We start from the raw sequence: 24,905 nt of genomic DNA, 5'->3' as shown, positions 1-24,905 counted from the left end.
GGATGCCCAGGAGGCAGGTGCAGCGTCGCGTTTGGGCATAAAAAAAGCAGCGGCAATCACTCACCGCTGCTGGAATACGCAAACACAGAATCTGTTACACAGCCTGTTCCACCTGGTCATCCAGCAGTTGTGGAATAATATCGGCAGCATTCTGGGAAAGTTTACGTCTTTTTACCGCCCTTGATGGCGGCTGGCACAGACTGCAGGCAAAGCTGCCGACCGGCTGATGGGCGTGGGTAATAAAATTGCCCCCACAGCAGTTACACTGGCTGAGCTGGAGCATGCCGCTCTCAACAAAACGCACCAGTGTCCAGGCGCGAGTCAGCGCCAATAGCGGGCCATCTGACTGGGAAGGACATTGTTCAAGATAGAGTCGATAGGCCTTAATCACCGCATCAACGCCGGTACAGAGCCCACTACGAAGTAAAAACTGCCAGGCATTGCAGAACATGGAAGCATGAATGTTTTGCTCCCAGGTCATAAACCAATCAGTAGAGAAAGGCAGCATCCCTTTTGGAGGAGGACTTCCACGGAGTTCTTTGTAGAGTTTGATCAGGCGACCACGGCTCAACTGCGTTTCGCTTTCCAGCATTTGCAGTCGGGCACCCAGTGTTATCAGCTCCATAGCAAGCTGAATGTCGCGAGCTTCCTGGACAATACTTTTCTCGCTCATTTGTTATGCCCTTTTTTTCTTAGGTGCCTCGGCGGGCGACGACACCTCATTTAATAAACGGGTAGATAACAAAATACCGGTATGAATTTGCTGTAAATCATCCACACGGGAGTCTTGTGTTAAGCGAGTAATTGCCTGACTTTCGCTGAAACGGAACTGACAAATTAACTGGTTAGTTTCTGCCAATTTCACCATTTGGGGCAACGTAAGTTCCCCTAACGTATTTGCCATATCTTCAGCGATACCCAAGCGAAACATAGCCGAAGCTTTGTCCTGACTAATAAGACGCTGTGCAAGCAATAAGTACGACAAATTGATGTCGTAAATATGTTTTAGCAACTCGGAAGTATGCATTTTTTCCATCCCGAATAACCAACTATTATTGTATGCGGCCCAGCCTAAATATGTCGGATGACAGTAACGTGTCAGCGCGAGTAAATTCTTCAGAAACTTACGGTTGTAAGAATCCGAAGCGCATCTGTCGCGCCATTACTGTTTTCTGAACTATTAGGGGGTTGTTACCGCACCCCGCGATGTCGCCGGGTCGCCCCGGTTAAATTAAAACAATCGTAACGGCCAAAATGCACGGATAAATCTTTAGCCCTGACTAAACCTCTTCGCATCCCACAGAAGAAGCCATTTCCCTGACAGAGCCCGAACGCCTGTTGTCGTTCATCATTTTATTACAAAAAACTAAGATTTTTCCTAATTCGGGCAAACTCTACTCGCAGCCCCTGGCACATACAATGCAGCCACCTGCGATTTTGGAATTTATGTGACGCAGATCACATAAATACATCATCCTTCGGAGTGAAAAGCATCAGAATCGCTTTTCATTTGCTTACTTTTTCATCTGATTGAGAATTTTACCGAAGCCGGCAGACGAATAGTGACACTGAAAGATCACAACTCCATGAGTTGTCATTGCTTTTTATCTGATACTGGCGGCCAGGAATGTCTGAACGATCACACTTTATGAAAGCTGTTCAGAGTAATCTGCTGTTATTCATGGACTTAAGTGAAATTATAGCGGCATTTTAACCGAGCGTTATGATTTCAAAAGCACCGGTTACCGAAAGTTATCACTCGATCCAGGTTCTCAAATTAATCCGTTCGCCTGATGGAAAATTTTCACATTTCGTCTACGAAACAATGTTGCAAATTCGTTTCATAAGAATAACTAAACAATTTCTATGAGTGGCTTCACATTTCGTACCGCGACATGCGTTGCGCCTGAGCCACAACTGGTGTAAGAAAATGTTAACAATGCACACTAAATGTGGAGGGGTTATATGAGCTATCGTCATGTGCTGGTTGCCGTTGCTATCACGCCTGAAAGCCATCGTCTGGTACAAAAGGCCGTCTCCATCGTCAAACCCGTCAACGGAAAAATTACGCTGGTCACGCTCGCGTCCGATCCTGAACTGTATAATCAGCTTGCCGCTCCCATGATGGAGAATCTCCGCGACCTGATGCTGGAAGAAACCCATCTTTTTCTCGCTGAGCTTAAAGAGAAAGCGCAATATCCTGTTGAAAAGGTAATTATTTCCACTGGGGAACTAAGCGAGCACATTCTGGATATCTGTGCAAAGCAGGACGTTGATTTGGTACTTTGCGGTAATCATAATCAGAGTTTCTTTGGCAAGGTTATGTGCTCAGCCAAGGCTGTGGTGGCGTCAAGCCAGGTTGATGTACTGCTGGTTCCGCTTTAATCAGCTCCCCGCCAGAAAGCGGAGCTTGCTCCGCTTTTGATGCCTTAACGTTGCTGCTCATCCCGGTTATTCCACAGCGACTAATCACGCCATTACCTGAAAAACAAAATTTTTATCCTGCGTTTTAGCTAACTTCTTAATTAATAATGTAGATGCTCACGCCTATGGCAAGATTTTTGGATTGCGCTGAGACTGCCGTTTCCTGGTTTATGGCTGGAGATGTTTCTGCCGGGCGATGCAAACGGTGTTTAACCGTACATTAGTTCCCACGGCGCCACCTTCGGCTGCGTCCGGTTAAAAAATCAATTCATTAGCCGCATCAGCGGATCCTGCTGCATCTCTGCCCCTGGATTTGATTACTTTTTATACCGAAGCATTTTTCTTGCACAACAGCGGCCTGGTTGGCGGCAGCCTCTTGCGCTCTGCGAGTACAAATTTTGTTTGAAATCCAGATGAAAAAATTCCCATATCAGAGACAGAAACCACAAACATGACCTCGACACGATCAAACCGACAACATTGAAACCTGCCAAAAACTAAAAAATGATTCACATTAAAAATAATCAACAAGCTGAAAAAACGACATTTCTGATATAAAGCAAAACAGGGATGAGCAGAAAAAGGAGATAGATATATTTTATATCAAATACAGCATGTTACATAAAAACCCAACATGAATAACTTCGTAATTCTTTTATCTTAAAGAAAATCAAAAAAAAATAAAAACAGCCCCACTTAGGACTTTTCTCATCAATGAGAGCGGCGTATGTTTATTACATCTTTTCGTAATAGTGCTCATGAAATAAGGATATTTATATGCCCACTGCCAGCATGATCCAGAAACTTAATGCACAAATTAATCGTGAATTCTATGCCTCTCATCTGTGTCTGCACCTGAGCGCCTGGTGCGCCAAACATAGCCTGACAGGGAGCGCGAATTTTTTACGCAGCCAGGCACAAAACAACGTGACTCACATGATGCGCGTCTTCAATTTTATGAAACAGTCCGGCGGCATGCCCAGCGTCGGCGCCATGCCCCCGCCTGATTGCCACTGCCTGACGCTGGAAGAGCTGTTTCAACAAACGCTGGACGATTACCACCTCCGGCATGAAACGCTGACCACGCTTAAGGAAGAAGCTAAAGCCATCAATGCCGGTAGAGTGGTGAGTTTTTTGATGGCGCTTGGGTTAGAACAGGATCGGCAGGGAGAGCGGCTGAAAACAATTCTGGAAGAGGTGCGCGATGCCAGGAAGGCCGGCCTGTGCATGAGCCAGACCGACAGTCGCGTACTCAGCTTCGTTGAGCACAGCCCTCACTGAGTAGCTTCACCTCTGATAAAAACACCGCAAAGGGCGGTGTTTTTTGTTTCTGACAGTTGACTACAGCTTCAGTGCGCTTCTTTTTGCTGAGTAAATTTCAGCTCAATCAGGGCGATGGCCTTTTGAATCGCACGGCGGGTGACCGGATCAACAGCCGCCGGATGGGTGGTAAAATCGATGGTTTTCAGCTGTTCCGCCATCTTGTCCCGGACTTCAACGGGCGCAATCACATCAATCACGTCGAGAATTTGTTTAATCACTAACTGGCACGCCACGACATCGGAAACCAGTTCCTGATCGGCAGAGAGTTGTTCGGCCATTTTAATCTCCTGTTTTATTTGCGCGACAGTCTACCTGCGCGCCTCGGCACCAGGCAACAGTCCATTCTCTGGCAGAGAGATGAAGAGGAAGCGAAATGCCGGCGACGACTCATTTTTCGAACAACCAGCAGGCCACGCGGTGACCCGGCGAGATCTCCTGCATTCGGGGACTGTGATTTACCCCATCGGCTTCACCTATTTTTTGTTACCACTCCGCGTCGGGCATAAAAAAAGCAGCCCGAAGGCTGCTTTTTCACATGCGTGGTTTTCAGACTGCGTTAAGGCGGAACATTGCCACCGCGTCATGCAGATAGTGCGCCTGTTTCTCCAGCTCAACGGAAGATAGCACCGACTTCTGAACCAGATTCACGTTCTGCTGCGTCACGCTGTCCATTTCCCGAACGGCGATCCCGACCTGCCCGATGCCCTGACTTTGCTCGAGGGAGGCGCTGGCAATTTCCCCCATGATGTCGTTCACCTGCTTCACGGCGCGAAGGATCTCGTCCATCGCTTCTCCCGCTTTTCGCACCTGCTGCGATCCGGTGTGAATATTACTGACCGAGTCGTTGAGCAGCGTTTCAATCTCTTTTGCCGCCCCGGCGCTCCGGCTGGCCAGATTACGCACTTCGCTGGCGACGACCGCAAAGCCTTTGCCCTGCTCTCCCGCCCTTGCGGCCTCCACCGCGGCATTTAGCGCCAGAATGTTGGTCTGGAACGCAATGCTGTTAATCACCGTGGTGATATCGACAATTTTGTTCGCGCTGCTGGCAATCACGTCCATGGTCTTCACTACCTGCTTCACCGAATCCCCGCCGTTTACCGCAGTGTTGGTGGCATTCTGCGCGAGGTGGCTGGCGTGATTCGCATTGTCGGCGTTCAGCTTCACCGTACTGTTCAGCTGCGCCATGCTGGCGCTGGTCTGCTCCAGCGCGGCGGCCTGTTGCTCCGAGCGGGATGACAGGTCGGTGTTCACCCCGGAAACTTCGGTGGCGTTGGTGCGAATAGCCTCGGCGCTGTCCCGGATGCGGCTCACCGCCCGTTGCCAGTTTTCCTGCATTTTTTGAATCGGCGGTACCATCAGGCCAATACAGTTACGCCCTAAGTCCGGCAGCGCGGCAGCCAGTTCGCCCTGCGCCAGAACATGCATGTGGTGGCGGATCGTATTAACCGGCTTTACCAGGCAAAACCACAGGTAGCGTTCTGTAAAAATGACGATCGCAATGCTGATAGCAATGGAGATAATCAGCATCCGTTGGGCCGTGTTAATCCACGTGAGCTGATCCGGGCTCAGCGCAAGCTGTTGTTTGAGGTTATGTAATAGCCATAGCGTCGCACCCGCCACGCAGATCCATGCCAGCGTTGAAAAAATTTGTATCAGCACCACCATCGCGCGAATTTTAATATTGCGAACAATGTTCATTTTTTGGTTCCCCGGTAAAAAATAAAATGCACTTCCTGTGCGGCTTTAGCGACGCGCGTCCTGATCTATTCCCTTGTATAGCTGCATAAGTGAAATTAAATCGCGCCGTAGCGCTATTGTCGGCACGTTTCAGCAAAACTTGACGCGTTTTTGATCAAAAAATCGCCGCGTATTTTGTGGGGAATTTACGTTAGGTTAAACGTTTTTATTTCGTAATTTGAATTAGGGATTATTTAAAATTCGAAATTTATGGAATTTGCGCCCCGCTTTGTTGAACGGGCTTTTCTGTCCGCCGCGCGTGCTACCATGAAGGCGGTTAAGTATGAGGTATGAATCAAAGATGAAGCGCATTTATCTGGCCGTTACCGCCCTGTTGCTGGGCGGATGCACCGTAAGCAAAACGCCTGTTCCGCTCAATGCCAATGAGCCTGCCGGTGTTGTTCGCCTCGCCTATAGTCTGCCGCCGCTGCAAACCGCCAAAGTGGATAAGTTCCTCGCCCAGTCCACGGCATCGCGCCAGTGCCAACAATGGGGCTATGCCAGCGCCCTTCCTTACGGCAGCGATATCAAGACCTGTACTACCTATAGCGGCCCCCTTTGCCTGAGCACCCAGGTGGTGCTGGAGTACCAGTGCCGTGGCGTGACCGGACCACAGTATGCGGGCGTCACCAGCAACTGGTAATTGACCAATACTCATCTATTTTTAGAGACAACTGTACAAAGAGAAGCCTGACGCCAATGTAACCCGTTCCTGACGATAAATATCTCGCGCTGCCGTTTTCCCACGGCGGCTTGACTCTATTTTTTCATCAGGAAATTAACATGCTTCTTTTATTGCTACGCGCCCTGCGCCAGCACCGCTGGTTCACGCTGCTCGGGCTGGCGCTGCTGTTTTCTTCTGTGGGTAACGGCCTGACTTACGTTCTGGTCTTCAGTCAGCTGTTAAACAGCCACGCTACCCCCGCCTGGCTTTCTCTCGCTTATGTCCTTTCCCTTGCACCCGGCTTGCCTGCCAGCTTTGCTGGCGTGTGGTTATTAAAGCGCTGGCCGACGTTTTCTGTGCTGCTTCTCGGCGAAGTTTTCGGTCTTACGGGTCTGCTTCTGCCGTGCCTTGCGCTGTGGAATGAACACCCAGGCTTGCTGTTGTTAAGCCAGGCCGCCGCCGCTTTTAGCACCGGCCTGACGGTGCCGGCCTTAAGTCAGCTTTTCAAACAAGGTTTATCTAACGCACTCATGCCCGCCGCCGCAGGCGTTGAAACGCTGGTGTTTGCCGCCAACGTTATCTTCGGCGTGGGGCTTGGGACATTATTATATGGCCACATCAGCCTCTGGCTGATGCTGCTGCTGGATGCAATTAGTTTCATCGTTGCCATAGGGCTGCTCTGGTACGCCTCGGCGGCCTTTGTTATGAAGGCAGAAGAAGACAGCGCCCCGGTCGAAAGCGAGGAGTTTAGCTGGCAGAACGTTACCCCGGTGCAAAAGCGCAGCCTGTTGCTGTTGCCCAGTCTTGCGCTGGTCGGCGCCCCCGTGATGGCTTTGCTCCCGGCGCTGGCGCCTGCGTTGCCGGGTGATAACGCGGCCAATGGCCTGGCGCTGCTGTTTGCCCGCAGCGCTGGGCAACTGCTCGCCCCGCTCCTGCTAAGCGAAAAACAGGTGCGCAACCGGGCGGGTAAAAGCTTCCCGCTAATGCTGGCGCTGCTGCTTTTTACTTTGTGCTATTTCGCCGTGGGGTACTCGGGCACTTTGTGGCTGGCGGTGCCGCTGATCGTTATCGCTCATTTGTTCAGCAACTGGTTCTATCTGGTCGCCACGCTCAACGTGATGGACAGTTTCCCTGGCCCGCAGGTTGGCGCCGCGATGGCGGCAACCTGGCGACTGCAGCTCGGCATTACGTTAGTTGTCCCGCTGGTAACGGGAACGATTGCCGGATACTTCCCGGCGCAGTGGGTTCTGCCCTGCAGCGGCATCTGCGGGATTATTATTGCCCTATTGGTGCTCGGTGACTTGCGAAAAGTGCGGAATTGTAATTTTATATCGCGGCGGAATCATTCCGCATTTAATTTTAATAATGATGATGACAGCAAGACAGGTGGATAATGGTATTTTATAAAGCAACACTGGCCGGGGCATTAGCTCTGGCTCTGACGGGCTGCGTCACGCCAGCGAAAACCACATCGGCGGTTACCGCCCCGGCTAAACAGTGCCTGGCTGGCGATGCAATGACGCAAACCACGCTCTATTTCGGTATCAGCCGTCCAACCGGCGCGGAAATTACCGCCAATGAATGGCGTAGCTTCGTGGATAAAGACGTGACCCCGCGCTTCCGCGAAGGGCTGACCGAATATGACGCCAAAGGCCAGTGGCTGAATGCTAAAGGCGAAGTGACCCACGAGCCGAGTAAAGCGATTATGCTGATTCGCGGCAGCGATGCCGAGAGCAGCAAAAAGGTAGACGAACTGCGCTCTATCTATAAAACCCGCTTTGCGCAGGAATCCGTCATGCGCATTGACCAGCCGGTCTGCGCCGCGTTCTGATAATTCTGCGTTAAAGAAACGGCGGGGAAACCCGCCGTTTTTGTTTTTACAGTACTAATCCGGCAAACGCCGCCGACAGCAGACTGACCAGCGTCGCGCCGTACACCAGGCGCAGGCCAAAGCGAGACACTACATTCCCCTGCTTTTCGTTCAGCCCTTTGATGGCGCCTGCCACAATCCCGATAGAAGCAAAGTTAGCGAACGACACCAGGAAGACCGACAGGATCCCCAGTCCGCGCGGTGACAGGGTCGCCATGATCTTCTGCAGCTCAATCATCGCCACAAATTCATTCGCCACCAGCTTGGTCGCCATAATTCCGGCCGCTTTCAGCGCATCCGCCTGAGGAATACCCACCAGCCAGGCAAACGGATAGAAAACGTAGCCCAGAATTTGCTGGAAGCTCAGGCCGAAAACGGTCGCGAACAGCGCGTTGATAGCGCTGATCAGCGCGATAAAACCAATCAGCATCGCCAGGATAATCATCGCGACCTTGAAGCCCGCAAGGATGTACTCCCCCAGCATTTCAAAGAAGCTTTGGGATTCGTGCAGCTTCTCAAGCTTGATTTCTGGCTCGGTGCCCGGGCGGGTCGGGTTAATGATCGACAGAATAATGAACGTGCTGAACATATTCAGGATCAGCGCCGCCACCACGTACTTCGGCTCCAGCATCGTCATGTAAGCCCCGACGATGGACAGCGAAACCGTGGACATTGCCGTCGCGGCCATGGTGAACAGGCGGCGAGAGCTCAGGTCGCCCAGCACGCCTTTGTAGGCGATGAAATTTTCGGACTGACCCAGAATCAGCGAGCTTACGGCGTTGAATGATTCCAGTTTGCCCATGCCGTTCACTTTAGAAAGCAGCGTACCGACAATGCGGATAATAATAGGCAGAATGCGGAAGTGCTGCAGGATCCCGATCAGCGCCGAGATAAAGATAATCGGGCACAGCACGCCGAGGAAGATAAAGGCCAGCCCCGCCTTGCTCATGCCACCAAAGACGAAGTCGCTGCCCTGCCCGGCGAAGGTCAGCAGGTGGCCAAAGAAACCGGACACGCCGTTAATCACCCACAAGCCGCTGTCGGAGTGCAGGAAGAAGAACGCCAGCAGGCCTTCAATGACGACAAGCTGTAACAAATAGCGGATGCGGATGGTTTTACGATCGAAGCTCACCAGCCACGCCAGTCCCATGATGACAAAAAGTGCGAGAAGAAAATGAAGGATGTTCATGTGCAGTCTAATTTTGAAAGAAACGTATTTAGCCACAGCTCCTGCGTCAGGTAAATGGCGTGCGTAAGAATATTTAGCCATAAGATTTTCCAATGACAACATAAACTTACTCTTAGCATGGTTACCATTTACGCGGCTAAATATGACTAATTCATGACACTGTATTTGACAATAAAATAGCAAAGCGGAACAAGATTAATTCTCATTATTAATTCAATTTGTCACAAATAAAATAATAGTAACAACCATTCTCATTACACTAATATAATTAACAATTTCTTTGCATTATGGAAAATTAATAATTAAAGTAGCGCCATATTAATGCCCCTCAAAAAGAATATGGAGCCTGTGATGCTGAAGACGGAAATGATTGAAAAACTGAACGAGCAGATGAACCTTGAACTCTACTCCTCCCTGCTTTACCAGCAGATGAGCGCCTGGTGCAGCTATCACAGCTTCGAAGGGGCTGCCGCGTTTCTGCGCCGCCACGCTCAGGAAGAGATGGAGCACATGCAGCGTCTGTTTGCTTATTTAAATGATACCGGGAGCATGCCGCGTATTAACGCCATTCAGTCCCCGTATTTAGAATACGCTTCGCTGGACGAATTATTTAAAGCCACTTACGAGCACGAGCAGTTAATTACGCGTCAGATTAATGCGCTGGTTCATTCCGCAATGACCTCTCAGGATTATCCAACCTTTAATTTCCTGCAGTGGTATGTTGCCGAGCAGCATGAAGAAGAAAAACTGTTTAAATCCGTGCTGGATAAACTCAGCCTGGTGGGTAAAAGCGGCGAAGGTCTGTATTTTATCGATAAAGAGCTGGCCACGCTGGACGCTCAGGCGTAATTGCCGTGGAGTAGCAGGCCATCACGGCCTGCTATTCTCATTTTAGTGCAGCGCCTCGCCGTTTCGCTGGCTGTGCCAGAAAGCGTAGAGCGCCAGTGCCGCAGGTTTAATCGCCTCGATGCTCGCCAGAAACGCTTCCGGCGTCAGGCTCTCAAACTTCGATTCATTTTCTTCCAGCCCATGCAGGGCAATCGCGTCCAGCTCTGGCTGAAGCTCCGCCGGCAGCGCGGGCCAGCTTTCCAGTGACACACCGCGCATGTAGCCGTAGCACCACTCTTCCACGATGGTGATTTCGCGGTTATCCACTTCGCTGGTGCCAAACAGCGGCTCAAACTGCCCCGGATATTCGGCAAGGCGCTCGGCAATGTCGTTCATATGCTGGAATACCAGCACGCTAAAGCGCGTCAGTTCTTCTTTGCTTTCCCATTCTGGCCCAACATCGCCGCCCCACACCGCCCGCAGCACGGTCGCAGGCTCGGTTACCGCTGGCCCCGACAGCAACGCCGTGAGCAGGCCATCCAGCTCGGCTACATCAATCACCGAATGCGCGGTGCCATACTTAAGCAGAATGTCATCCAGCCAGATAATTTCGTCTTCGTTTAGCGGGCCCTGGGTCATCTTTGGCTTCCTCGTCTCACGTTTTAATAAAATTTTGCGTAGTGTACCCGTTCCGCGCGCAACGCGTCATTTTCATTCCGCTTTCGTCAGGCATTCCACCAGTAATTGACGGGTTTTGTCGTAGAGTGAGGGATCGTCCTGCAGCGCCTGCCAGACGCTGTTGTGGTCGGCGCCCGGCACGGTCAGCAAAGCTTGTTTGCCCTGCCCCGATGCCGAATCATAAAGTCGGGGCGGGATCTCCGCCGGGATCACCCGGTCTTCAGCCGCGGCAATCACCAGAATATTGCCGCTAAATTCAGCCACGGCCTGCCAGGCATCACTTTCGGCCCAGCTTCGCGGCTGGCGGATAATGGCGGAAAATTCAGGCCCGAAGTTTACCCGATAAGCTGATGGGTGATACACGCCGGGCACCATCAGGATAAGGGAACGCAAAGGCCGGGACTGGCTTAGTTTCAACGCGTTGTAAGCCCCCATGCTGACGCCCATGCAGCCGGTCAGCTGAGAACCTAAATGTTCGGCAATCGCCAGGGCCTGGTCGGTGCGATTTATCAAAGATGAGTGGGAGAGTTCCCCGCCCGTCTCCCCGTGGCCGATGCAATCAAAAGCCGTGCTGCCAAACCCCAGCCCCGCCATTAAATACCGGTAGCGAAGGCTCGCCTCACGATCTTTTGAACCTCCGTGGATCATCAGGACGTGGCCTTTACTGGCGAAAATACTGTCAGCCTTGAGCGTGTGGCCCTGAAAAGAGACATCAAATGCGTGTCGGGAGAACATGTTCATCGTTGCCAGATGGAATGCCAGGGAAAGGTTTAGCATGGCATTCTTTTAGCGGAACAGGCAGGATAATTTTCAGAATGGCAAATCGCAGGCAATAAAAAACCACCCGAAGGTGGTTTACACGACACTGCTTATCATTGATTTTATTCTTTTTATTCCCATGGTACCCGGAGCGGGACTTGAACCCGCACAGCCATAAGCCGAGGGATTTTAAATTCTACGCAAGATCAATGTGTTACATAGCAACTCATTACAACACTATGCGGAGATTGACTATCCATCTTTGCAGTAGTTAGCAAAAAATAGTTAGTCATGGATAGCTTTGAGCACAGAAACGCCACAGATATGAGTTCGTGCCTAAAGTATTATCAATTTGCTGAATGCGACGCTAACAGTGAGTGGCCAAGTGTGTAAACCCAACATAGCGCACAGCTGACCCGCAGCTGCCAGCAGCGTATCAACTAGCATTTGTCCACTCTGAATGCGCATAGTTATACGCAAATTACTTAAACGGGCTGTGACGTTAAAAGAGCTATCATCCCCAGTCAGGTGCCATGCTGAATGAAAAACAGGGTGGTCATGCCCACCAGAATGAGTGTATTCACCAGCGTGAATCCAGTGGCCAGCTTGCCCCAACGGCGGTTTGTCTGTAGCTCTGCACGTTGTTTATCCTCTAAGGTGAATATTTGTTGATGCAGGGATTTATTCTGTTCCGCGAGCGACTCCAGCATCACGTTTTGCGCCTGCATCTCGGCAAGAGTAGCGGAGAACAGTTTTTCCTGAAGAGCTACCTGCTGATGGCTTAACGCCACTTGCTGTTCCGTAAGGGACGTCAATGTTACGTTTTGCTCCTGAAGTCTAGCGCTCTGTTGGGGCAATTGTTCATGGATGCGTTGTAGTTGTTCGACCTGTTCTTGATGATGCTTACTATTCTGTTGCTGGAACATGTCATGCAGAGCGGTAGTGTCCGCCTTGTTCTGCGCCAGACGGTTCAATAAAGTCAGAAAATGTCTTTGAGCTTCATCTTTGGCATCGTTCAGTTCGCGTGTCTGCTCACCGAGCGTATCGGATATCGTCTCAAGCGGTCCGGTCAGTTTTTTAAATTCAGCGACGAGTTTTCGGTCGAGATTAAAGAGTTTGTCATTACTGTCGTCAATACTCTTCTTTTGCCCGACCAGCTCGCGTCGCAAATGCTCCAAAAACAGATCCTGCACCAGTTGGTCCAGTAACTGTTCATCGTTGGCCGTTTCCGCTACAACAAGGTTTTTATTCAATTTTACTGCTCTCCTCGGCTAAGGATTTTACGTAGTCAAAATCGTTGTTCAACGCTTTATACATCAGCAACCAGCCGAGGCGCTCGCTGCGGCTGATGTCTGGGTTTTTAACGTTGACCTCGATTTCATGCGCCCGGGTATTTTTCGCCGAAAGAATGACATTCAGAAAGTTTTTACTCTCGTGAAGCCGCTGGGAATAACGAGTTAACGACTCGTTGAACTCCTGCTTAATCCGGACGATCCGCAGATGTGTGAGCTCTTTTTTTTTCAATAACTGAGCAACGATACGCTCCAGTCGCCGTGTTGTGCGCTCATTTTTGACAATGTTTTTATTCAGGGCACATTCTTCGGTATCGAACTTAAACTTGATGCGTTTGTGGAAAAGAGCCGTTAAGACGTTGGCGTCTTTGAGGCACGCCCCTTTGATCTCATCCTGATCTTCCCTGCGTGTTTTCTCGCGAAAATAGGTTTCAAACCAGTAGCCATTCAGTCTGGTTATGACCCGCTCTAGATAGGCCATCTCCGGCACCCTTTCAGGAGGAAGCTGGAAATCTTCCAGCAGGTCATTCCAGCATTGGGTATAGGTTTCACCACATTCACGAATCTTCGACTTAAGTAAATCTAGAGATGGCGATTTGCATGTCGTTAATTGCGCGATTAGCTGAGGTACGTTCGAATGCTCACCAAAATCTATACCCGATGCATCATCACGTTTTTGTAATAACGTTTGCTGCTTCTCTAGTAATTTCTGGTGTTTATCTCTATTACAGCTCACACGTTCCTGGTACATGTCAACATGCTCTTCCAACCGTAAGAGCTGTTTTCGCAGCAACGTTTTTTCTGTTTCGTAATGCCCCTTTTCGACGGCCATTTGCTGTTCAATGATATGCGGCAACGCGTAGCCCGTGCGCAAGCGTGAAAGCGGGTTCGACGCCTGGTGCAGAGAGTCGAGTAACTCTTGCAACACGTCTCGCCGCAAATCTCGGCACTGGCAGGCGAACTCGTCATCTCCGGCATTGATTGCCAGCCAGGTGTGGCCGCACTCTACGGGGTAGATCAGTTCACTGATACTTTCAGGCAAGCCCAGCTCCATGGTATTGATTTGTTCAAGCAAGAACGTCCGCATTGCCTTTTTATCAAACCGTTTCTGCTTGATAAGACGCTGAAGTGTTGCATCAGAATAAGCCCGGGTCAGGACAATCTTGTAGCGGTGGCGTTGCCAGTGCCAGTCCTTCAGCAGGTCATTGTCCAACTCTTCTGGTTTTAGGAAGGCCAACGCATCTGCCTTGCCGGTCAGCAGCACCACATCGGCAGAGGCAAGATAACGGCTGGCAAGCATGTTGACATAGTACTGCTCATTGGCGTTGGTTGAATGAGTGCCTGGTAAATCACGGATCAACAGCTGAGCACTGCTCTGTTGCTGCAAATCAAAAAAGCGTCGGGGCAGGAATACATCCACGCTATCGAATTCTCGCACACCCTGCTCAACCTCCTGGCGAAAACCGGCAAAAATGGCCTTCGCCTCCTCGTCGTTAAACCAGGCTGTACCGTTTTCGCGGTGACTAAAGTACCAGAAGTCGTTTTTCGACATACGATAGCGATAAGTGCGCGCTGTGGACATCGTGCCCAGATCCTGCTCGCCACGTAGCAAAGTATTTAGTTCGGTGAAGCAGTCATCACGAATGCCCAGCAAGGTCAAGATCAGTGAGGTTTTACCAACCTGAGCCGGACCGTAAAGGATCACTGAAATCTGCCTGCTGGCATTGTCCGTCGCCTGGATTAGCCGTTGCTCGTCAAATTTCTTTAGAAAGGCGACAAAACTCTCTTCTGCCCACAAGTAACGTTCCCGGCTAAGATCAACCCAAGATTTTTCGGAAGTGAGTTTCATACAGTTTTGCTTCCTTTTGTGCCGCAGTTAGCTTGTTAATCGCGAGTATCAACGCACTTCGATTTGCCAGGGCATCCGTTTCGCCAAAAATCTGCTTCAGGTTATACGCAATATGCTCTCTCAGTTCGGCAATCATCTCCTGATAGTTGCCGATCACTGTTTGTTCGTTATGGAATGCCAGTTCCTCCATCGCACGACGAATGTAATAGATCTGCGCTTTATCACTGTCGCGAATCACGCCCGTTATTTGGTAAATACCATATGCCACACTGGCTACCAACGCCGCTTTACCTACTAACGCCAGCGGAGTCAATCCCCCTTCGTTATTTGGTGCGCTCTTACCATCCACCGTTCCATCTGCAGCATCAGCCCCCAAAAACGCCATCATAGCTGTTTTAATTGGATGATACTGTTCACTGCTGGAAAAGAGAGCATCAAATATTTGCTTAGGTTGGATCTCTTCTGCCAGTTGGGTAGTACAAGCAGGATCGAGCTGCATTGCAAGCCTGGAACGTGCATTTTCCAGCATTAAGGCAGGCAAAATATCCAGAGCTGCGGTGAGTTTTTTAGGCAGAGGAACTTGATGCTCTTTGCTCGGTTTTTTGAGCAGTGTATACAGTCCCGTCATCAGCTCAGGATCTGTCATCGAGTACTCCGTCTGCTTATCCTGAACCAGATATCCCATTCTCCCGGGTGCTGTTGCCGGTAGTAACTGCTGATTTTCAACAGTAGGCAAGAGCCCCTGAGCACGAAGCACCTGTGTATTTGTAGATGTCAGTGCCTTGAAGTTATGCTCGTGGATGCTGACGTTTTCGTATTGTTTATTCCAAGCATCAAGAATGCGTCGACTGCGCTCGTCATCCACTTCTACGCCACGCAACGACAGACGCCGCGCAAAAATTTTGAGATTGTTTTGAAAACCAACCTCTTCGCTTTTATAGTTTTCTTCACAATGCAGAAGTGCATCAGTAAAGTGCTGACGGGTATGCTTTTTTATCGCTGCGCGTAATTTTTGCTCATGGTTAGCGGCTGATTCATCAAAGGCCTCAAGGATCTCTTCTACCATGGATTCATGATGCTGCTGTTTATCCGCCAATATTCTCAAATCATTAATAATTTCGGATACATCTTCGCGAATAAGCCCCATAAAATTATCCAAAGCAATTGCTTCAGACGCCGCGCTGCTAGTGAGCTTATTGGTCACCGTCTGGCGCAATGCATCAATCCAAATATCGCTATTGCCGGAGCCTGTCGCTACGATATCCTCTTTTTTCATTCCAACATTTGGGAATACACGTTCAGCAGCACTGGTCTTGAGCTGTTCGATCTCCTGTAAACCGAGCATCTCAGTTTTGCTGATGACCACCACAGGGCCTCGGTCACTGAAGTTATCTCGCAAATCTTGCAACACACCAGATTTGCTGTCGTTCGCTAACAACGAGGCATCGGTAACGAACATGACGCCACGGGCGTTAACCAACACGTGGCGCATCATATCCTGCCAGAGATAGTTTTTGCTGGTGGTCAACTCATAGCCCGGCAACAGCGCCCAGGTCACCTGTTCATCAATGAACGAGCTTTTCTTGCTGATCAGCAGTTTGGGGTAGAGCAGCTTAAAGCCTGCTTTTTCATAGCGACGAACACTGTTCCAGTCACGAAGGAGGTTTTGAAGTTGCTCCCCGCCCTCGCCTTTTTGCTGCTGAATTTCGCCAGTTTTAAGGTTGAGGCATTGATAGACTACCTGCGGAAAGTAGGCGGGGTCACCATCCACCTGTTCGATAAAAAGCGGCACCTGCTCGCCACGACCCGGATTGGCGTCTAACCATTCATCATTAATACCGAGGATCGTTTTCGCCAAGGTTGTTTTACCAGCCCCTTGCATACCGGCGATAGCATAAATTGGTTCTTTCTGCAAAAGTGTCGTCAGCTCCACCTGACGCAAAACATCGGTAATGTGATCGACATTTTCTGCTGCTTCACCATGCTTAATGGAGAGTTCCAGTGCAGTAAGTAATCCAGTACGTAGATTCTTCAAAGTATTGATGTTAATTGACATGTTAAGTCCTTTTTGATCGTCGGTACGCAGTGTCGCAACATGCTTCCGTTTTCATTCAATATACTCAAGGCAGCGTTCTCAATGGTCGGATCATCCATTCAATGCCAAATGCAGGCTTTCGTGATTATATGCGCCATGAACCTGCCATACATCTATGCACGTCACTTTAGGCCATCATTTTTCCATGAATTTCAATGAACTTGCTCCATCGCGGACGCAGATACTCAATATTAATGTGTGTCTGCATACGCGTTGCTATGATAGTGCTCCCATGCCACTCTAAGAGGTCTTCATCCATCGAGCAGACCTGAGGACTGAAGTAAACTTTCATATTGTGAGGATCAATCGCACAATGGTTGTGGTCAAATAAGGTGTGGATATCCCTACGTAATAGAAGACCGTTCGTAACGTCTGGAATACCTTCTTCGTGTCGCGGCATTATGTGAGCCGCCTCAGTCCTCCAACGCGATTGGACTCCGGTAACGACACAGCGGTCAAAACAATTCTTTCTGACATCTTGTGAAAAGGGTGACTGGTCGGGACTGTAAGTTGTATTGCATTCCTGCCCTTCTTTATACACGCGAGTAGGAAAAATAACTGTGTTGCTCATACCTGGAGAGATTGAAACATACGCGGTCCCTCTACCACTGATCTTTCCACCATTAAAAACTTTTGAAATGGATTTTGTCATGCCCACCAATCTGGGATTACTCATTTCGACGATTTGTCCGCCGCTTCTTTCTGACCGATGGAGTCGAACAAAATGGCCAGTGTAGACATCATGATAACTATCGGGTCGCTCAACGCGCAAAACAACATAGTCAAACGTTCTTGTATCTGCGATGTCCCAATCGCCAGTTTTGACTCGCTTGGCTTTACCTAACCCGACTGTCAGATCAGGTAACAAGGTTCCCTTCTTACCTGCAGTACGAATTGATAAAATTTCTCCTGGCAAGCCCAAGTCTGAAAGCTCATGGATTACTGGGAGGTATTTCCGGGCTACCGGTTTTCTTTTCGTCAAATTCATCAGAGTTACACCAAGCCAAGTCAGTTTCAATTGAACACATTACAAAGTTACGAGTTTGACTGAAAATCTTCGATTATCTTCTGATTATAATCATCCAGATACTTTTGCAGTTCATCCCTGTCGATCAGTCGTATCATGGCTGATTCAGCTAGTTCTTTTGCTGAACGAGTAAAATAGGAATTAGTCACAACCATTGCCTCATCACAACCATAGAACGTTTTAGCAGAGATCACCTGCTGCACCGCTGAGTTACCTACAGAACCAGAATAATTTTTCGCCTGAATAACCATATCCTTACCAAATCGAGTGACGAAGAGATCTGCACCCTGATCTTGTGTTCTCTTGGTTTCTTTAACGTCATATCCCATAGTCTGGAACACTTCCACAAGGAAATCTTCAAACTGGAAACCGTCCATTGCGTCAACTAAGTACATGGTGACGAATTTGTTAGGGTTAAAATGTTCGAGCCGTGTAGCTAATCTATCCACCAGAATATCAAAATAAATACTTTCACACACAGCCAAGTATTTTTTAACTTCATCGAATGAAACTAAAGGTAGACCCGGCGTGGCAACGGCTTTTTCATTAAACTCTACGGATGGGAACACTATTTTGTTGCTCCACAGATAAAATAGAAATAACGAAAGATCAGCCCGAAAAGTAGTACCCGCTTCCTCAATCCATGACTTCAAGGATTCAGTAAGTGTAGATTTAATATGCCGTTTAACTTCCTTAGCGAAACCATAATAAAGAGCGTTAAATGACGTGGTAAGGAGTAATTTATCTAATAGTTCAGGTAATTCCTCAAGCTCATTGAACCCTTTTCTGACCAACACCTCTCGGAAAAGTTGTAATTCGGAGTATGTACCATTATCTGTTGAAAAATCTGCTTCCGATTTATTATTATGAGAGAATCTGGAAGTGTAAATGAAGTTAGTGAAATATGGATCTTTTAAACTGGAGTATTTTTCGAGAACATTTTCAAGCAATTGATTAAGCTGAGTTTGTTCTTTCTTTTTGCCAAATAGATCTTTCAGTACGCCTTTTGATTGATACTGAAACTCGGGATAAAACGATGGATTCAATGGTGTCATTCGTTGTATTTCTGATGTTAGCACGGTCGATGGTGATGAACCCCATGCAGACGTTTTTACAGATGTGATCCCAGTACACCAAGGACAGTTAATTTCAAAAGTAGTTCTTCCACATGTATAACATTGATAAATCATTACAACCCTCCATGCCATTACAGATTAATTAACATCCTGACTTAACTATAAATTATGATCCCAAATATTCTCACAAATTATTTTATACAAAGACTGTCGTTCATCGATATCTTGTTTTTTAAATGAATCATGTGGCTTGAAAGGCAATCCGAATACATTTCTCAACTGATTGAAATTAGGGTTATTCATATATGCCAATGGGCATAACGATTTAGCCAGAAGATTCTCTTTGATGTAATGAGGTTGCTTTTGATCGTAACACAAATCACCATATGACTGGTTTGAGCCTCTAGGTAATAAAACCAAATCACCTAAGCGATTTCTGTAATTGTTAAATTCGTGCTCTTGTTCAAACTCATCAGAGTAACGTTCATATTTATCGGCCCAAATATGCTCGACTTCAAATGGCTTACCGTGTTCTGGCTGATAATATGTAATGAAGGTTGTACTCATTCCGGCTTGTTGCTCAACCCACGCAGTTATACGAGAAAGCAAAAACTTCACAAAACGATAGTTTTGACCATGGAGACGAAACTCTTCCATTCCTGCAAAAGTATCTGGCATTTCGGATAACTTCTTAGATAACAAATCTTTTAATTCTTCAATACTTTTACCACGAATCTCTTTAACAAGACTGTACATTGTGTAACGAATAGAACTGGCAGAGAATTTTCGGAAATTAACAGAACGACGAACAACAAACGTTTCAATATAGCGCGCCACCAGGTTTATTTTGGCTATCACAGCCTCAGGACTGTCACCTACATTTAATGGAGCCAACATCAAAGGGAAACTTAAAGTAGGTGCAATACCCCAATGGTGGATATAAAATACATATTCCAGTTGGTGCGTTAATGCTCTCTCAGCATTCAGTATTTGTGTATAGGCATTCAAATAAAACAAAAAGTTTTTTTGTATAAATCGTTCGAATGTCTCACCATTATCTGGGTCCAATCCCACCGCCTGAAGATTATCTCTAACCCAGCTATGAAAACGCGTACCTATTTTTTCAAAGTCTTCATTTTTTGAACCAGCTTTACCCGGGCGTATTGTATCAGCATATTGAGCACGCAACCATGACTGGAAAAAACGTTGGTCTTCATCTTTGTCATAGTTTTTTAAATCCATCATCGCTTTTTTCCAGAGTTCATTTGCCTTTTGGCGTTTATCTCCCTGATGAAAGCGTGAAAGTAAAAAACCTTTAAGCATTTCGGACGGAGTAAGATTCAATCCTCGGTCATTCATAGTCTCAAAGATGGTATATGCGTTTTCATCTGAATAGGCAACTATCTCAACCATAATAACGTTATACTTAAGCCAGTCGATAAAAAAAGGAAAAGCCTGACCTTTTAACTCATCAGGAAAAGCATCTGTGATATTCTGATATCTCTCCACCATGTTATGGGTTGACTCATCATCCCCATCAACTAAACTATAGCTACCAAAATTAAACAATGCTTCCATGCAAGGAATTCTGTCTTCAACTACTATATTGAATGATTTGCTGCCACGTAGCTCGGAGAAAATCATTGATTCTATTTTCTCTTCATATTTAAGTTCTTTCTGAAGGTTATGGAGGTAAATTAGAAATAAAGTTAATGAAGTCAGTCGTTGCTGACCATCAATAATACTCCGTTTCCCATCTTTACTACTCACAACAAATGGTCCTAAGTAATAATTATTGTAGTTTTCACCCTGCTCCCGAGAATCACCGACTGTGTATTCATTGAGAAACGCAGATGTTAAGTCTGTAACCAACTCTTCAATATGTTTCTCACCCCAGCTATACTCGCGCTGAAAGTAATCAACGGTATATTTTTGCGCATTTAGAACATCAAACAAATTACGATGGCGTGCTTCAATTTTATTATCTAACTTACTCATTATTATACTCCCTGCATTAACGAGACTGACCAAACCCTTAAGAACTCATATTGATAAGTTACATATCAGCCAACAACATCCCAGCCATCCCATCCAGTCGTTTCTTGACCTTTTCCCACCCCGGCATAACCTGCCCCATCAAGCGGTAAAACTCCTCGCTGTGGTTGTGCTCAGCAACATGGCATAACTCATGTAGCAAAACATAATCGATACATTCTGAGGATGCCTTAACCAGCCATGGATTCAGGGTCAGACAGCCTTTTGCTGAACAGTTGCCCCATTGCGTTTGCATCGCCCGCAGACGTATCGGAGGACGCTCACTGACCCAAAGGGTCTGCGGAATCAGTAAATCAAGCCTGCGCTGAAAAACATCTCTGGCACGTTCCCGATACCATTCGGCCAGCAACGCTTTAATCTTTTCTGCCGATTTGTGTCTGACAGTCACTTCCAGCCGCCCACGCAACATTTTCACTCGTTGCGGTACAGTAGCGTCTTCTGTCACTTTCAACTGATATTGCTTGCCAAGATAGTAATGGCTTTCTCCACTGATATACTGACGAGGGACAATGTGTGTCTGTTGCTCCCTGAAATCACGCAGTTGCTGATATATCCAGCGCCCTCGTTTTTTCAGCGCAGACAACACCTCGTGCTCAGGTGTTTCTGGTGGTACAGAGGCAACAACACGGCAGTCCGGATGCACCTTGATGAGCACCCTGCCCTTAACGACCTGACGCGGAATGCACTGTACGGTGATGACCTCATCACCATAAACAATGCGTAACACTTTCATTGATGGCGACTCTTTTTCACTCATGATTTCATCAAACCAACGCGCAGGATCTGGATGATGGTTTCCACGATACGGTTAACCTGATTCATTCCGGCACCCATTTCCCGGCAGGTCGTAAACAGCAGAGGTAACAGATTTGTCTTAACGGCCTTCTCAATATCCTGAGGGTTCAGGGAATTTTCTTCCACCGCTTTGACGATGATGCAGTCCACCTCAAAGGCCAGCTTCGTCCACTTCTCCTGCACCTGAACGTCGTTGACCGCAAAAACCTCAGGCAGCTCTTTTTTAAATACACCGTAATATGCCTGAGCATGTTTGTTTACCGTCAGTGCATCCGGGATATCACTGAGCTTACGGGCTTCAACCTGCTCTTCAAACTCACGGAACAAGAGGTACTGCTTCAGTGGATGGTCGAACAGTTTTTCAGCCTCTTCGATTGCCATACGCAGGAGTTTGGAAAAGGCCTCCTGAGCATACGGGTCATCACGCAGCTCCTGCTCAATCATCTTTGTCACACGGGTTTTAATGATGTCGGTTTCATTGCGGGTTTTATTGTTGTCCCACTCTTCGGGCTTTTCACTCTTGCCCATTTTACCGACTTCATACACGCCATCTGGTTCACGAACCTCAACGCCGGTGACATGCTTATCCAGCAGTTTTTTCACCTGCTCAGCGTAGTCGTCATAATTGACCTGCTCTCCACTTACCTGCATCGCCCACTGGCGAAGACTGGACATCTGTTTTACGGTTTCTTTATAGAGATTTCGGTCTTGTTCCGTAAAGCTCTTGTCGGTGAAGAAGGTGGCGGACTGTAGTGCTACTTTCAGACACCCGGCAAAGGCAGTTAACGCCTCGAAGAAATCATCACGGGTTTTCTGATAGATATCGACCATCTCTCCGTCACGTTCTTCCATTTTAGGCACCAGAACTGCACGCAACTGCTCAGTATCATTCTTGTTTTTAACACCGGCAAATATGGCCCACAACTGGTTATATAGATGCGGCAGACGCTTGTATTCAGAGCTCATGGCGCTGTACAACCCGTCAATATCCTTGATGTCGTATCCTCCCTGCGTTCGGGAGGCGAGATCCTGGTATTTACCTATAGTCGTGTCCAGTTCAGCCAGAATGCCGCGATAATCTATCAGCAGGCCAAACTTTTTCAGTGGATGCAGTCGGTTTACCCGGGCAATCGCCTGGATAAGGTTATGGGATTTAAGCGGCTTGTCGATATACAGCACGGTATTCTTTGGTTCATCAAATCCGGTGAGCAGTTTATCAACGACTATCAGCAATTTGAGCTTATCATCGGTATCGAAACGACTGATGATATTACGGGTATACACAGACTCATCCTGCGTGCCGACATTATCCTTCCACCATTTCGTCACTTCCGGCAGTTTGCTTTCATCCACTTCGGTATTCCCTTCCCGGGTATCCGGCGGGCTGATAACTACAGCTGACTCAAATAACCCGGCTTCATCAAGATACTTTTTATATTTGATGGCGGAAATCTTGCTGTCGCAGGCAAGCTGGCCTTTCAGCCCCTCATCAATATTCTTCGAGAAGTGCGTGGCGATATCTAACGCAATTAGACGGATGCGGTCATCTGCACTATAAACCTCACCCTTACGGGCATATTTACGCTTAAGGTCGGCTTTTTGCGCTTCACTTAACCCATCCGTAATACGGTCAAACCAGGCATCTATTGCCCGGTCGTTTACCTCAAGATCGGGAATACGTTCCTCATAAAGCAGAGGCGTCACGGCCTGATCTTCTACCGCCCGCTGCATGGTATAAGCATGGACAATCGGCCCGAATTTATTGGTGGTTTTATCTTCTTTCAGCAATGGCGTACCGGTGAATGCCACAAAGGCGGCGTTCGGCAGGGCCAGTTTCATTCGCACATGGTTCTCGCCCCCCTGGCTGCGGTGTCCTTCATCAATCAGAACGATGATATCGGGGCTGGTATTGACGCATTCAGGTAATTTTGTCGCTGAGTTAAATTTCTGGATAAGGGTAAAGATTATACGTTCTTTACCGGAGCCAATCTGCTGTGCCAGCTTCTGGCCTGAGGTCGCCATCGCTTTGGCCTTATCATCCTTCCCGGCCAGTTCTCCACCAGAAGCAAAAGTACCGCTGAGCTGCCCTTCAAGATCGACACGGTCCGTCACCACCACAATGCGACACTGCTTCAGGCTGTCATGAAGAATCAGCGCCTTACTGAGGAACACCATGGTGTACGATTTACCGGACCCCGTGGTATGCCAGATAACACCACCTTCCCTGCCCCCGTCCGGTCTGCGTGTGCTGATGCGTTCCAGCAGTCTTTTTATCCCGAACACCTGCTGATAGCGGGCGACAATTTTCCCGGTCTTGTTATCAAACAGGGTGAAGAAGCGGGTCATCTCCAGCAGACGTTCCGGCGAAAGCAGGCTGATAAGCAGCTTATCCTGTCCACTGACAGCCAGTTCACCAGCGGCGATTAACTGCTGGTACCAGTCGAGATCGGCTGAAGGACGATGATCAAACAACGCATGAATCTGTTCAGTCGATAACTGATGGTTGCGCAGCGCATACATTTGCGGATCGGTAATATCTTCTTCGCGCCATGCTGCCCAGAATTTCATTGGCGTATGGCAGGTACCGTAGCGCCCGTCATGCCCGTTAATTGAAAGCAATAGCTGGCTAAAGGCAAACAGCTGCGGGATTTCATCGTTGAGCTGATTACGGATACTCTGGGATATCCCCTCGTCAATGGTTGGCCCTTTCTTGCCGTGACCTGCCGGGCTTTTCGCTTCAATGAGAGCCAGCGGAATACCATTCACAAAACAGACAATATCTGGTCTGCGGGTTTCGACACCACCTGACCGCAATACCGTAAATTCTTCAGTAAAGTGGAACTGGTTATTTTCCGGGTGTTCCCAGTCAATCAGCGCTATGGTGGGGTTGACCTTCTTGCCATAGACAAACTCAGTCACGGCGATCCCGTAGAGCAGATGGTTATACATCCGCTCATTGGCTTTCAGAAGCCCTTCGTTCAGCGCCGGAGAACAGACCTGCGATATCAAGTTATCCAGTGCCTTTTCCGATAACTGACAGGTTTTACCACCAGCAACAAAGGAACGTTTCGACAATACCTCACGCAGAACCGGACGCAGCACCACCTCATCCTGTTTATAGCCCCGGTAATCCATAATCTGTTTTGGGGATAAAAACATCCAACCGAGGCTGGTCAGTAACGTCAGCGCCGGAATTTTGGCGCTGTATTCTTCCTGGAATTTTGGCGTGTACGTCTGGTTCATT

General features: G+C 48.2%; 21 protein-coding genes. 6 read left to right on the top strand and 15 right to left on the bottom strand.

All coding sequences use genetic code 11. From position 1 onward, the window contains the following. Positions 1–94 precede the first annotated feature (94 nt). Together flhC and flhD are read right to left on the bottom strand one after the other, a co-directional pair. On the bottom strand, positions 95–673 hold the full coding sequence (gene flhC, locus F3J29_RS04000) for a flagellar transcriptional regulator FlhC (protein WP_039294634.1): 579 nt from the start codon (positions 671–673) through the stop codon (positions 95–97). Between the two features lie 3 nt (positions 674–676). Next, positions 677–1,027, bottom strand: coding sequence for a flagellar transcriptional regulator FlhD (gene flhD, locus F3J29_RS03995; protein ID WP_205246632.1), 351 nt, complete (start codon positions 1,025–1,027; stop codon positions 677–679). Positions 1,028–1,965: 938 nt separating this feature from the next. Here flhD and uspC point away from each other — a divergent pair. Both uspC and F3J29_RS03985 read left to right on the top strand, forming a co-directional pair. Then, complete coding sequence (uspC, locus tag F3J29_RS03990) at positions 1,966–2,385, top strand: universal stress protein UspC (RefSeq protein ID WP_166863213.1); 420 nt, start codon at positions 1,966–1,968, stop codon at positions 2,383–2,385. Between the two features lie 816 nt (positions 2,386–3,201). Then, entirely contained in the window at positions 3,202–3,705 is a 504-nt protein-coding gene (locus F3J29_RS03985; protein ID WP_166863210.1) for a non-heme ferritin-like protein, read from the top strand. Between the two features lie 68 nt (positions 3,706–3,773). On the opposite strand, the gene F3J29_RS03980 is transcribed toward F3J29_RS03985, so the two are convergent. Together F3J29_RS03980 and F3J29_RS03975 are read right to left on the bottom strand one after the other, a co-directional pair. Beyond that, on the bottom strand, positions 3,774–4,025 hold the full coding sequence (locus tag F3J29_RS03980; protein WP_008453864.1) for a DUF2766 family protein: 252 nt from the start codon (positions 4,023–4,025) through the stop codon (positions 3,774–3,776). Positions 4,026–4,293: 268 nt separating this feature from the next. Then, entirely contained in the window at positions 4,294–5,445 is a 1,152-nt protein-coding gene (locus tag F3J29_RS03975; protein ID WP_166863208.1) for a methyl-accepting chemotaxis protein, read from the bottom strand. Between the two features lie 322 nt (positions 5,446–5,767). Between F3J29_RS03975 and yecR the strand changes: the two genes are divergently transcribed. The 3 genes from yecR (at position 5,768) to F3J29_RS03960 (ending at position 7,979) form a co-directional block, all read left to right on the top strand. Next, the gene (gene yecR / locus F3J29_RS03970; RefSeq protein WP_286175141.1) at positions 5,768–6,127 is read left to right on the top strand and encodes a YecR family lipoprotein; all 360 of its coding nucleotides are present in this window, start codon (positions 5,768–5,770) and stop codon (positions 6,125–6,127) included. Between the two features lie 140 nt (positions 6,128–6,267). Further along, positions 6,268–7,542, top strand: coding sequence for an MFS transporter (locus tag F3J29_RS03965; protein ID WP_166863206.1), 1,275 nt, complete (start codon positions 6,268–6,270; stop codon positions 7,540–7,542). After that, positions 7,542–7,979 carry a DUF3574 domain-containing protein gene (locus tag F3J29_RS03960; protein ID WP_166863204.1) on the top strand — a complete coding sequence of 146 codons (438 nt, stop codon included), beginning with the start codon at positions 7,542–7,544 and terminating at the stop codon, positions 7,977–7,979. Before F3J29_RS03965 ends, F3J29_RS03960 begins: the two co-directional genes overlap by 1 nt. A gap of 46 nt (positions 7,980–8,025) precedes the next feature. Here F3J29_RS03960 and F3J29_RS03955 read toward each other — a convergent pair whose 3' ends face one another. Then, entirely contained in the window at positions 8,026–9,207 is a 1,182-nt protein-coding gene (locus tag F3J29_RS03955) for a NupC/NupG family nucleoside CNT transporter (protein ID WP_166864920.1), read from the bottom strand. A gap of 351 nt (positions 9,208–9,558) precedes the next feature. On the opposite strand from F3J29_RS03955, the gene ftnA reads away from it, so the two are divergent. After that, positions 9,559–10,056, top strand: a complete 498-nt coding sequence (gene ftnA, locus F3J29_RS03950) for a non-heme ferritin (RefSeq protein WP_166863202.1) — start codon at positions 9,559–9,561, stop codon at positions 10,054–10,056. Between the two features lie 42 nt (positions 10,057–10,098). Here ftnA and F3J29_RS03945 read toward each other — a convergent pair whose 3' ends face one another. The 10 genes from F3J29_RS03945 to F3J29_RS03900 form a co-directional block, all read right to left on the bottom strand. After that, positions 10,099–10,674: a UPF0149 family protein gene (locus tag F3J29_RS03945; RefSeq protein ID WP_166863200.1), complete on the bottom strand. Its 576-nt coding sequence runs from the start codon at positions 10,672–10,674 to the stop codon at positions 10,099–10,101. Positions 10,675–10,746: 72 nt separating this feature from the next. Next, the gene (locus tag F3J29_RS03940; protein ID WP_166863198.1) at positions 10,747–11,490 is read right to left on the bottom strand and encodes an alpha/beta hydrolase; all 744 of its coding nucleotides are present in this window, start codon (positions 11,488–11,490) and stop codon (positions 10,747–10,749) included. A gap of 506 nt (positions 11,491–11,996) precedes the next feature. Beyond that, on the bottom strand, positions 11,997–12,725 hold the full coding sequence (locus tag F3J29_RS03935; RefSeq protein ID WP_166863196.1) for a hypothetical protein: 729 nt from the start codon (positions 12,723–12,725) through the stop codon (positions 11,997–11,999). After that, positions 12,718–14,613, bottom strand: a complete 1,896-nt coding sequence (locus tag F3J29_RS03930; protein WP_166863194.1) for a hypothetical protein — start codon at positions 14,611–14,613, stop codon at positions 12,718–12,720. The genes F3J29_RS03935 and F3J29_RS03930 overlap by 8 nt, the downstream gene beginning before the upstream one ends. Further along, positions 14,582–16,669, bottom strand: coding sequence for a hypothetical protein (locus F3J29_RS03925; RefSeq protein ID WP_166863192.1), 2,088 nt, complete (start codon positions 16,667–16,669; stop codon positions 14,582–14,584). Before F3J29_RS03925 ends, F3J29_RS03930 begins: the two co-directional genes overlap by 32 nt. Positions 16,670–16,835: 166 nt before the next feature. Then, positions 16,836–17,726 (bottom strand): HNH endonuclease signature motif containing protein, encoded by an 891-nt coding sequence (locus tag F3J29_RS03920; protein WP_255459842.1) that lies wholly within the window; start codon positions 17,724–17,726, stop codon positions 16,836–16,838. A gap of 17 nt (positions 17,727–17,743) precedes the next feature. After that, entirely contained in the window at positions 17,744–18,925 is a 1,182-nt protein-coding gene (locus F3J29_RS03915) for a restriction endonuclease (protein ID WP_166863190.1), read from the bottom strand. A gap of 45 nt (positions 18,926–18,970) precedes the next feature. Continuing rightward, the gene (locus tag F3J29_RS03910; RefSeq protein ID WP_166863188.1) at positions 18,971–20,809 is read right to left on the bottom strand and encodes a DUF262 domain-containing protein; all 1,839 of its coding nucleotides are present in this window, start codon (positions 20,807–20,809) and stop codon (positions 18,971–18,973) included. 58 nt (positions 20,810–20,867) lie between these two features. Then, entirely contained in the window at positions 20,868–21,623 is a 756-nt protein-coding gene (locus tag F3J29_RS03905) for a M48 family metallopeptidase (protein ID WP_166863186.1), read from the bottom strand. Then, positions 21,620–24,904 carry a type I restriction endonuclease subunit R gene (locus tag F3J29_RS03900; RefSeq protein WP_166863184.1) on the bottom strand — a complete coding sequence of 1,095 codons (3,285 nt, stop codon included), beginning with the start codon at positions 24,902–24,904 and terminating at the stop codon, positions 21,620–21,622. The genes F3J29_RS03905 and F3J29_RS03900 overlap by 4 nt, the downstream gene beginning before the upstream one ends. Position 24,905: the final 1 nt, after the last annotated feature.

The organism is Enterobacter sp. Cy-643 (genome assembly GCF_011752815.1).
Lineage (GTDB): Bacteria > Pseudomonadota > Gammaproteobacteria > Enterobacterales > Enterobacteriaceae > Cedecea.
This window is presented reverse-complemented; position numbering and strand designations above follow the sequence as displayed.

Excerpts from the sequence above, each read along its gene's own strand:
- flhC (WP_039294634.1), bottom strand. The coding sequence starts at position 673 with ATGAGCGAGAAAAGTATTGTCCAGGAAGCTCGCGACATTCAGCTTGCT.
- flhD (WP_205246632.1), bottom strand. The coding sequence starts at position 1,027 with ATGCATACTTCCGAGTTGCTAAAACATATTTACGACATCAATTTGTCG.
- uspC (WP_166863213.1), top strand. The coding sequence starts at position 1,966 with ATGAGCTATCGTCATGTGCTGGTTGCCGTTGCTATCACGCCTGAAAGC.
- F3J29_RS03985 (WP_166863210.1), top strand. The coding sequence starts at position 3,202 with ATGCCCACTGCCAGCATGATCCAGAAACTTAATGCACAAATTAATCGT.
- F3J29_RS03980 (WP_008453864.1), bottom strand. The coding sequence starts at position 4,025 with ATGGCCGAACAACTCTCTGCCGATCAGGAACTGGTTTCCGATGTCGTG.
- F3J29_RS03975 (WP_166863208.1), bottom strand. The coding sequence starts at position 5,445 with ATGAACATTGTTCGCAATATTAAAATTCGCGCGATGGTGGTGCTGATA.
- yecR (WP_286175141.1), top strand. The coding sequence starts at position 5,768 with ATGAGGTATGAATCAAAGATGAAGCGCATTTATCTGGCCGTTACCGCC.
- F3J29_RS03965 (WP_166863206.1), top strand. The coding sequence starts at position 6,268 with ATGCTTCTTTTATTGCTACGCGCCCTGCGCCAGCACCGCTGGTTCACG.
- F3J29_RS03960 (WP_166863204.1), top strand. The coding sequence starts at position 7,542 with ATGGTATTTTATAAAGCAACACTGGCCGGGGCATTAGCTCTGGCTCTG.
- F3J29_RS03955 (WP_166864920.1), bottom strand. The coding sequence starts at position 9,207 with ATGAACATCCTTCATTTTCTTCTCGCACTTTTTGTCATCATGGGACTG.
- ftnA (WP_166863202.1), top strand. The coding sequence starts at position 9,559 with ATGCTGAAGACGGAAATGATTGAAAAACTGAACGAGCAGATGAACCTT.
- F3J29_RS03945 (WP_166863200.1), bottom strand. The coding sequence starts at position 10,674 with ATGACCCAGGGCCCGCTAAACGAAGACGAAATTATCTGGCTGGATGAC.
- F3J29_RS03940 (WP_166863198.1), bottom strand. The coding sequence starts at position 11,490 with ATGCTAAACCTTTCCCTGGCATTCCATCTGGCAACGATGAACATGTTC.
- F3J29_RS03930 (WP_166863194.1), bottom strand. The coding sequence starts at position 14,613 with ATGAAACTCACTTCCGAAAAATCTTGGGTTGATCTTAGCCGGGAACGT.
- F3J29_RS03925 (WP_166863192.1), bottom strand. The coding sequence starts at position 16,669 with ATGTCAATTAACATCAATACTTTGAAGAATCTACGTACTGGATTACTT.
- F3J29_RS03915 (WP_166863190.1), bottom strand. The coding sequence starts at position 18,925 with ATGATTTATCAATGTTATACATGTGGAAGAACTACTTTTGAAATTAAC.
- F3J29_RS03910 (WP_166863188.1), bottom strand. The coding sequence starts at position 20,809 with ATGAGTAAGTTAGATAATAAAATTGAAGCACGCCATCGTAATTTGTTT.
- F3J29_RS03905 (WP_166863186.1), bottom strand. The coding sequence starts at position 21,623 with ATGAGTGAAAAAGAGTCGCCATCAATGAAAGTGTTACGCATTGTTTAT.
- F3J29_RS03900 (WP_166863184.1), bottom strand. The coding sequence starts at position 24,904 with ATGAACCAGACGTACACGCCAAAATTCCAGGAAGAATACAGCGCCAAA.